A 7,882-nucleotide genomic window follows, 5' to 3' on the forward strand; every position below is an offset into this window, starting at 1 on the left:
CGCGCCGCCCCCCCCGCCGCGCCCCGGGCGGGGGCCGGCGCGCGGATCCGGGCCGAGGCCCGCCTCCGCAACGCGACCCCGGTGAAACGGGCCCTGCGCAGGGTCGCCGACATCTTCGTCCCGCTGATCCCCGCCCTGATCGGCTGCGGCATCGTCGCCGCCCTCTCCGGCGCCCTCGCCAACCTGGGCTGGGCACCCGGGCTGGTCGCCGCCCTCGGGCCGGTCTCGGCGGGCTTCATGTCCCTGCTCGCCGTCTTCGTCGGCTACAACACGGCGAAGGAGTTCGGCGGCACACCCGTGCTGGGCGGGGCCGTGGCCAGCGTGATCGTCTACGCGGGGGTGGCCAAGGTGGAGGCCTTCGGCCACCACCTCACCCCCGGGCAGGGCGGCGTGGTCGGGGCGCTCGGCGCCGCGCTGCTCGCCGTCCAGGTCGAACGCTGGACCCGGCAGCTGCTGCCCGACGCCCTCGACGTGCTGGTCACCCCCACCGTCACCGTCCTGGTCGGCGGGCTCGCCGCGCTGTTCGGCCTGATGTTCGTCGCCGGGGAGGTCTCCGCCGCCATCGGCCACGCCGCCACCTGGCTGCTCGCCCACGGCGGGCTGCTCGCCGGGCTGGTGCTCGGCGGACTCTTCCTGCCGCTGGTCATGCTCGGGCTGCACCAGGCGCTGATCCCGATCCACACCACCCTGATCCAGCAGCAGGGCTCCACCGTCCTGCTGCCGATCCTCGCCATGGCCGGCGCCGGGCAGGTCGGCTGCGCCGCGGCGGTCTACCTGCGGCTGCGAAACAACGCCTCCGTCCGGGCCGTCATCAGGTCCGCGCTCCCGGCCGGCCTGCTCGGTGTCGGCGAACCCCTGGTCTACGGGGTGACGCTGCCGCTGGGCCGGCCCTTCGTGACCGCCTGCGTCGGCGGCGCCGCCGGTGGCGCCTTCGTCGGGGTGGCCGGCCAGCTCGGCAGCGCGGTCGGCTCCACCGCCGTCGGTCCGTCCGGCTGGGCCCTGTTCCCCCTGCTGGCGGGCCCGCACGGGATGGCCGCGAGCGCCGCGGTGTACGGCGGCGGACTGCTGACCGGCTACGTCGTGGGTTTCCTCGCCACCTACTTCTTCGGCTTCACCCGGGCGACGCTCGCCGAGTACAACGCGGTGACCGCGGAGCCCGCCGCGCCGCCTGCCGCCCGGCCCGCCGCCCAGCCCGCCGCCGGGACCGCCACCGCCGCCCAGCCCGCCGCCGAGGCGCCCGGGGGAGCGGCGGACCTGCGACCCTGAGCCGAAGGACGGCACTTGCCGGCCCCTCGCCTCCCCGGCCCCGCGCCGACCCCGTCCTCCGGCTCGGTGCCCCGGCGCACCTGGGCACTCCCGGTCTCGCGGAGAGCCGGGGAAAACGCCGACGGGCCCGCACCGCGCATCGAAATGCGCAGTGCGGGCCCGTCACTGCTAGGCCTGAGCCATCGCAGAGAACTACAGCGGGCGAATGTTCTCCGCCTGCGGGCCCTTCTGGCCCTGCGTGACGTCGAACTCGACCTTCTGGCCCTCGAGCAGCTCACGGAAGCCGTTGGCGTTGATGTTCGAGTAGTGGGCGAAGACGTCCGGGCCGCCACCCTCCTGCTCGATGAAGCCGAAGCCCTTTTCCGAGTTGAACCACTTCACGGTGCCATTAGCCATAAAAATTCTCCTTCAGAGGCTGTCCGGAGCCGGCACTGCGCAGGCTCCGCGTCGCCGCGATGACCATCCACCCGGGAAAGAGCCGGGAAACAAAAATGCGCCTGCGGTGATACATCAGCAGGCGCACACAAAGTTCATGGGAACCACTGCAACTAAAAACGACTCTAGCAGGCCCGGGCACGCGACGGGCGGATATTTCACGCCCGGTTTCCGGAATACCCCCGCCGGGGCGCTCGACCCCGTCCGGCCGCGACCGCCAAGGGGCCCCGCGGGCAGGCCCGTTGGCGGTCGTACGGCCTGCGCCCCGGCTGACTTCCGAGGAGGCGGATTTTCGCCGTACGGCGCGTCCGACCGGGTGATCACCGGCCTCCCGGCCCGCTGCCCGGGGCCGTCCGGCGCCGTCCGGGGCCATCCCGGGCCGGGTCGGCCGTCAGCGCCCGGCGCCGGAGGATCCGGTCACCGCCTGAGGCGGGCGAGGAAATCCCGGAGGGCGGTCGCGACGGCGTCCGGGGACTCCACCGGGAGCAGGTGCCCGGCGCCCGGGACGGTGGTCAGCGTCGCGTGCGGGACGTACGGCAGCAGGCACGCGCGCAGCACCTCGGGCGGCTCCACCGGGTCGTGCTCCCCGGTCAGCACCGCCACCGGGACCTCGATGCCGCGCACGACCCCGGTGATGTCCTGGGCGATCCCGCGCAGCGGCCACTCCTCCCGGGCCGCGGCCCCCGCGGCGAGGCTGTCGCGGACCACCGCGGCGCGCACGGCCTCCGGCAGCGGCAGCGCGGTGAGGACGTGGTCGAGGGCGTGCCGGACCGTCTCCGGCGAGTCGTACGCGTGGGACAGGCCCTGCCGGTACGCCTCGGTGACCGTGGCGGGCGGCCGCGGCGGAGCGGGAGCGACGAGCACCAGACCGGCCAGTCCGGCGGGCCGGCGGCCCGCGAGCAGCTGGGCCACCTTGCCGCCCATCGAGTGGCCGACGAGGACGAACGGTCCCGGCACGCACGCCTCGACCACCCGGGCGAGATCCTCCGCGAGCTGGTCGAGGTGGTACGGCCCGGGCAGCGCCCGTGCCGTACCCCAGCCGCGCTGATCGAAGCGGACCGTGGCCTGCCCGGCCGGCAGGCGCTCGATCACCGCGTCCCAGGTGCCGGCGGACCCGCCCCAGTAGTGGGCGAACACCAGCGCCGGCCCCTGCCGTCCTCCTCCGATCCGCACGTCCAGGCTGCCGCCCGCCAGGGGAAGCGGCCTTGTGGTTTCCGTCATCACTGTGCCTTTCCGTCCGCCGTACGGGGACCGCCGCCGTGCCGCGGCACACCCGCATCGGTAGCCTTGCGCCCGCTAGAACGGGCAGGACGACCGTAGGCGGGACGCCCGCCCGGCCACGGTGAAAAGGGGCGCAGCGATTGTGGAAAACGGACACCAGGCCGTACGGCAGCTGCGCTACGCTCCGGCCGTCGGCTCGCCGTACGGCGTGGAGGTCCTCGACTTCGCCGGGCTGCGTGCCATGGACACCGCCCGCCGTCGAGTGCTCCCGCAACGCCCGGACTTCCACGTCTTCGCCCTCGTCGGCTCCGGTGCCGGCGCCCACGAGGCGGACTTCCAGGGGCACCGCCTGGAGGAGGGCAGCGCGGTGTGGATCCGGCCGGGCACGGTGCACCGCTGGAGCGACATCGACGGCTGCGACGGCCCCCTGATCCTCTTCCGGACCGGCTTCCTGCCAGGCTTCACGACGGCGGAGACCGCCGCACCGGCGTGCTGGCACCTCGACCGCCGGCGACTGGACCTCGCCCTGCTCGCGGCCGAGCACCTCCGGCGCGAGCACGACGCGGCCTCCCGCACACCCGCCCTGGCATCGCCCGTGCTGCTCTCCCACCTCCTCGCGGCGCTGCTGCTGCGCGCACTGCCCGCGGCGGCGGACCCGGTCGCGGCACCACCGGCCGGCGACCGGCAGACGGCCGTCTTCCGCGCCTACCGGGACGCCGTCGAGGAGCACTTCACCACCCGGCACCACGTGGCCGACCACGCCCGCGCGCTCGGCTACGACCCGCGCACCCTCACCCGGGCCACCCGTGCCGTCACCGGCACCGGCGCCAAGGCCTTCCTCGACCAGCGCATCCTGCTGGAGGCCAAGCGGCTGCTCGCGCACACCGACCTCCCGGTCGGCGGTTGCGCCCGGCGCCTCGGCTTCCGGGACGTCGGCAACTTCACCACCTTCTTCCGCCGCCAGACCGGGGTGCCCCCCGCCGCCTGGCGGTCGGTCCACGGCGCGGCCGGCCCCGGGGCCGGTGTCCCGACCGCACGGTGAACAGCGCTCCGCCCGGCGGCCCCCAACGGCAGCCGGTCAGGACCGGCCGGCCAGGGCGGGAATCGTCCGGACGGCCCCGGACCGGGCGGGGACCGGGGATGCCACCCGGACCTCGGCCAGGGCGGACAGTTCCCGCAGTCCGGCGGGCAGGCACGGCGGGGCGGTGTCCTCGCAGTGGTGTGTGAGGACACCGATCCGGGAGGAGGAGACCTCGGCGATCACCAGCGCTACGGCCTGGAGGCCCACCGCACGGGCATCTGCAGGGAGGCCTACCAGCAGGTCACGTCAGCTCGGCGACGCCCAGTTCCAGTTCCCCGATGACCTCGTCGCCGGTCATCTCGCCGGTCGGTCGGAAGCCGAGCCGGCGGTAGAACGGTTCCGGGCCGTTGTCAGCGATGTGCCAGGACGTCGTGAGTCGACTCCAGCCGCGCCGCCGGACCTCCTCGGCGACCTGCTCAACGGCGAAGCGGCCGATCCCTCGGCCCTGTTGGCCGGCGGCCACGTTCAGTCGCCACAGACCGGCGCGGGTGACACCGGGCGGGTCGGCATCGAACGGTACCCCGAAGAACGCCATCACGAAGCCGACGATCTCCCCGCCGTCGAGTATCAGCCGGGGCCAGGCCGTGTCCCCGAACGCGTACGCCAGGGCGAGGGAATGCGCGACCGGTTGCACCAATTCCTGCTGGTCAGGACGTACGGACAGTCGAAGGGCGTCCTCCACGTTGTCGGTGGTGATCTCCGCGAGACGGAATGTTGAGGTCATTGCGGCACCCTATCCGTCGATCTGCGGTCTGACCTGCGGTTTTCTGTTGCCGGACGGCGGAGTGCGGGTAGGGGCTGCGGGTGTGACGGCTGGTGAGGTCACGTGTTCAGGACTCATGCGTCCAGGAGCAGCCGCCATGCTCCGGCTCAGCGCCTGAGAACGCATCAGCCCTGGCCCTGGCCCCGGTGCGGGCGCGTCGGCCCCGGCCGGCCGGCGCCTCACGGCCGAGGCCGGCGATCGCGCAGAATGGGCGGTCGTGGAGGAGAGGGAGTCGGTCGTGGGTATCGAGAGCCGCCCGGTGACGCTGAAGATGATCGCCGACCAGCTGGGGCTGGACGTGTCCACCGTCTCCCGGGTCCTGAACGGACGCGACGACGACGGACGGCGTGCCGCCTCGGGGCCGACGGCCCACCGCGTGCGGGAACTGGCTGCGCAGCTGGGCTACCGCCGGGACCCGGCCGCCGTGAGCCTGCGCACCCGGCGCAGCAACCTGATCGGGGTGGTGTTCGCGCGGCTGTCCGAGGTCGTCGTCGCGACCGTCTACGAGGGCATCGAGGAGGAGGCGGCCCGGCACGGGCTCGCCGCCTTCGTCACCAACACCCAGGACGATCCGGTCCGCCAGCGCGAGCGGATCGCGATGGTCCTCGGCAGGCGGGTGGACGGCATCGTCATCGGCGACGCCCACCTGGACGGCGCCGCCCTGGCGGACCCGGCCCTGCGGCGCACGCCCCACATCCTGGTCAACCGCCGCACCGAGGGCGACACACCTGCCGTCACCTGCGACGACTACCTGGGCGGGCGCCTGGTGGCCGAGCACTTCCTGGCCCTGGGCCACACCCGGGTCGGCTGCGTCGCGGGGGAACCGTTCGCCAGCACCGGCACCGACCGCACGGCCGGGTTCGTGGACCGGTACGCCGAGGCGGGGCTCCCGGTGCCGCCGGGACTGGTGCGGCACTGCGGCTTCGACACCGCGGGCGGCCGTGCGGCGGCGACCGCCCTGCTGACCGCGGGCTCCCGACCCACCGCCCTGTTCGCCGTCAACGACCTGGCGGCCATCGGGGTCCTCGGCGCGGCCCGGGACCTCGGCCTGCGCGCGGGACGGGACCTCGCGCTGGCGGGGTTCAACGACACCCCGGTCGCCGCCGAACTGCCGGTCGCGCTCACCACGGTGCGGTCACCGATGGCGGAGCAGGGCCGGGTTGCCGTCCGGCAGCTGCTGCGCCGGATCGAGGGCGGGCGGGCCCGGTCTCGGCGGCTGCTGCCCGAGTTGGTGGTGCGCGCCTCGAGCGGCTCTCCCGTCGCGCCGTCACTCCTGTGACTCGGTGCCGTCCTCGGGCGCCCCCGGACGGCGGGACGACACGGTCGCCGGTGGGACGGCAGCGGAGCCGGTGGTGTCGGACCCGGCCCCTATCCTCGTCGGCATGGCCGTTCAGCGCATGGACAACATCGGTATCGTCGTCGACGACCTCGACGCCGCCATCGCCTTCTTCACCGAACTCGGCATGGAGCTGGAGGGCCGGACGAAGGTCGAGGGGCGCTCGGCGGGAAGCGTCGTCGGGTTTGACGACCTGCGGAGCGAGATCGCGATGATGCGGGTCCCGGACGCCCCGGGCCGGATCGAACTGTCGAAGTACCACAGCCCCAGGGCGATCACCCCGGAGCCGGAGGTCACTCCGGTGAACACGCTGGGCCTGCACCGCATCATGTTCGCCGTCGACGACCTCGAGGACACCCTCGCCCGGCTCCGCCCCCACGGCGCCGAACTCGTCGGAGAGGTGACGCGCTACGAGGACAGTTACCTGCTCTGCTACCTCCGGGGGCCGAGCGGGATCGTCCTCGCGCTGGCCGAGCAGCTGAGCTGAGCCCCGCGGAGTCGGCTGAGCCCGCTGAACCGGGCACTCGACCGGGCGGTCCCGGCACCCGGGGGTGGCGACCTCCGCCGAACGGAGGGTGACGGATCGGCCCGGACCCGGTCGCGTACTGTGGTCACAGCCGAGGAGGGGACTGGCAGTGGGAACCGACAGCGCCGGGACGGAGCAGCGCCTGCCCGTGATGGCCGACGTGGCGAAGCTGGCGGGCGTGTCGCACCAGACGGTGTCCCGGGTGCTCAACGGCGCGCCGCACGTGCGTCCGGACACCCGGGACCGGGTGCTGGCCGCCATCCGGGAGCTGGACTACCGGCCCAACTCCGCCGCCCGCGCGCTCGTCACCCGCCGCTCCCAGACCCTCGGCGTGGTGAGCTTCGACTCGACCCTCTACGGCCCCGCCGCGATGCTGGACGGCATCGAGCGCGCCGCGCGCAGCGCCGGGTACTTCGTCAGCGTGACCAGCCTCCGTTCGCTGGACGGCCGTTCCGTCCAGGAGGCCGTCGACCGGCTGCGCGACCAGGCGGTCGAGGGCGTCGTGGTGATCGCTCCGCAGACCTCGGCCGTCAGCGCGGTGGCCCGGCTCTCCAGCTCGGTGCCGGTGGTCGCGGTCGGATCGGGGGACCAGGCCCGGGTGCCGATGGTGTCGGTGGGCAACCGCTTCGGTGCCGGAGAGGCCACCGGGCACCTGCTCGACCTGGGCCACCGCACCGTGCACCACCTGGCGGGGCCGGCCAACTGGCTGGAGAGCCAGGACCGCGAGGAGGGGTGGCGCCGCACCCTGGAGGCCGCCGGAGCGCCGGTGCCGGACGTGGAGCGCGGCGACTGGAGTGCCCGATCGGGCTACCAGGCGGGGCTGCGGATCGCACAACTACCCGATGTCACAGCCGTGTTCTGCGCCAATGACCACATGGCGCTGGGACTGCTGCGCGCCCTGCACGAGGCCGGCCGGTCCGTCCCGGAGGAGATCAGCGTGGTCGGCTTCGACGACATCCCGGAGGCCGCCTACTTCACCCCGCCGCTGACCACCGTGCGGCAGGACTTCGGCGAGCTGGGCCGCAAGGCGCTGGAACTGCTGGTCGAGGAGCTGGAGGGCGGGGCGGTCCCGCACGCCCGGGTGGAGATCGCCCCGGAGATGGTGCTGCGGCGCAGCGCGGGCCCCGCCGTCCGGCGCTGAAGGCGTCACGGGCCGACGGGCCGTCCCCCAGGGGCTGGCGGGTCGCCCCATCCGCCCGGCGCCGGGTTCGCTCCGCCCGGCGGCGGAACCCTCCGCCCGGCGGGGGCTCCGCC

9 protein-coding genes are annotated in these 7,882 nt (G+C 74.3%); 5 read left to right on the forward strand and 4 right to left on the reverse strand.

The genetic code is table 11. The features are described 5' to 3' along the window. A partial coding sequence (locus tag ABT247_RS29570; RefSeq protein WP_350748493.1) for a PTS transporter subunit EIIC occupies window positions 1-1,266 on the forward strand: 1,266 nt, incomplete at its 5' end. A 192-nt stretch (window positions 1,267-1,458) separates the two neighbouring features. Here ABT247_RS29570 and ABT247_RS29575 read toward each other — a convergent pair. Next, window positions 1,459-1,662 carry a cold-shock protein gene (locus tag ABT247_RS29575; RefSeq protein WP_045694210.1) on the reverse strand — a complete coding sequence of 68 codons (204 nt, stop codon included), beginning with the start codon at window positions 1,660-1,662 and terminating at the stop codon, window positions 1,459-1,461. A gap of 456 nt (window positions 1,663-2,118) precedes the next feature. Continuing rightward, complete coding sequence (locus ABT247_RS29580; protein WP_350748496.1) at window positions 2,119-2,922, reverse strand: alpha/beta fold hydrolase; 804 nt, start codon at window positions 2,920-2,922, stop codon at window positions 2,119-2,121. Window positions 2,923-3,064: 142 nt separating this feature from the next. Between ABT247_RS29580 and ABT247_RS29585 the strand changes: the two genes are divergently transcribed. Then, window positions 3,065-3,964: a helix-turn-helix domain-containing protein gene (locus tag ABT247_RS29585; protein WP_350748499.1), complete on the forward strand. Its 900-nt coding sequence runs from the start codon at window positions 3,065-3,067 to the stop codon at window positions 3,962-3,964. Between the two features lie 36 nt (window positions 3,965-4,000). Here the strand turns inward: ABT247_RS29585 and ABT247_RS29590 are convergent, their stop codons facing one another. Continuing rightward, entirely contained in the window at window positions 4,001-4,210 is a 210-nt protein-coding gene (locus ABT247_RS29590) for a hypothetical protein (protein ID WP_350748502.1), read from the reverse strand. Between the two features lie 34 nt (window positions 4,211-4,244). Next, complete coding sequence (locus tag ABT247_RS29595; RefSeq protein ID WP_350748505.1) at window positions 4,245-4,727, reverse strand: GNAT family N-acetyltransferase; 483 nt, start codon at window positions 4,725-4,727, stop codon at window positions 4,245-4,247. Between the two features lie 277 nt (window positions 4,728-5,004). On the opposite strand from ABT247_RS29595, the gene ABT247_RS29600 reads away from it, so the two are divergent. The 3 genes from ABT247_RS29600 (at window position 5,005) to ABT247_RS29610 (ending at window position 7,769) form a co-directional block, all read left to right on the forward strand. Beyond that, window positions 5,005-6,045, forward strand: a complete 1,041-nt coding sequence (locus tag ABT247_RS29600; RefSeq protein WP_350748508.1) for a LacI family DNA-binding transcriptional regulator — start codon at window positions 5,005-5,007, stop codon at window positions 6,043-6,045. A 103-nt stretch (window positions 6,046-6,148) separates the two neighbouring features. After that, entirely contained in the window at window positions 6,149-6,589 is a 441-nt protein-coding gene (locus tag ABT247_RS29605) for a VOC family protein (RefSeq protein WP_350748511.1), read from the forward strand. 148 nt (window positions 6,590-6,737) lie between these two features. After that, window positions 6,738-7,769, forward strand: coding sequence for a LacI family DNA-binding transcriptional regulator (locus tag ABT247_RS29610; protein ID WP_350748514.1), 1,032 nt, complete (start codon window positions 6,738-6,740; stop codon window positions 7,767-7,769). Window positions 7,770-7,882: the final 113 nt, after the last annotated feature.

It is taken from the genome of Kitasatospora sp. NPDC001539 (assembly GCF_040298565.1).
GTDB lineage: Bacteria > Actinomycetota > Actinomycetes > Streptomycetales > Streptomycetaceae > Kitasatospora.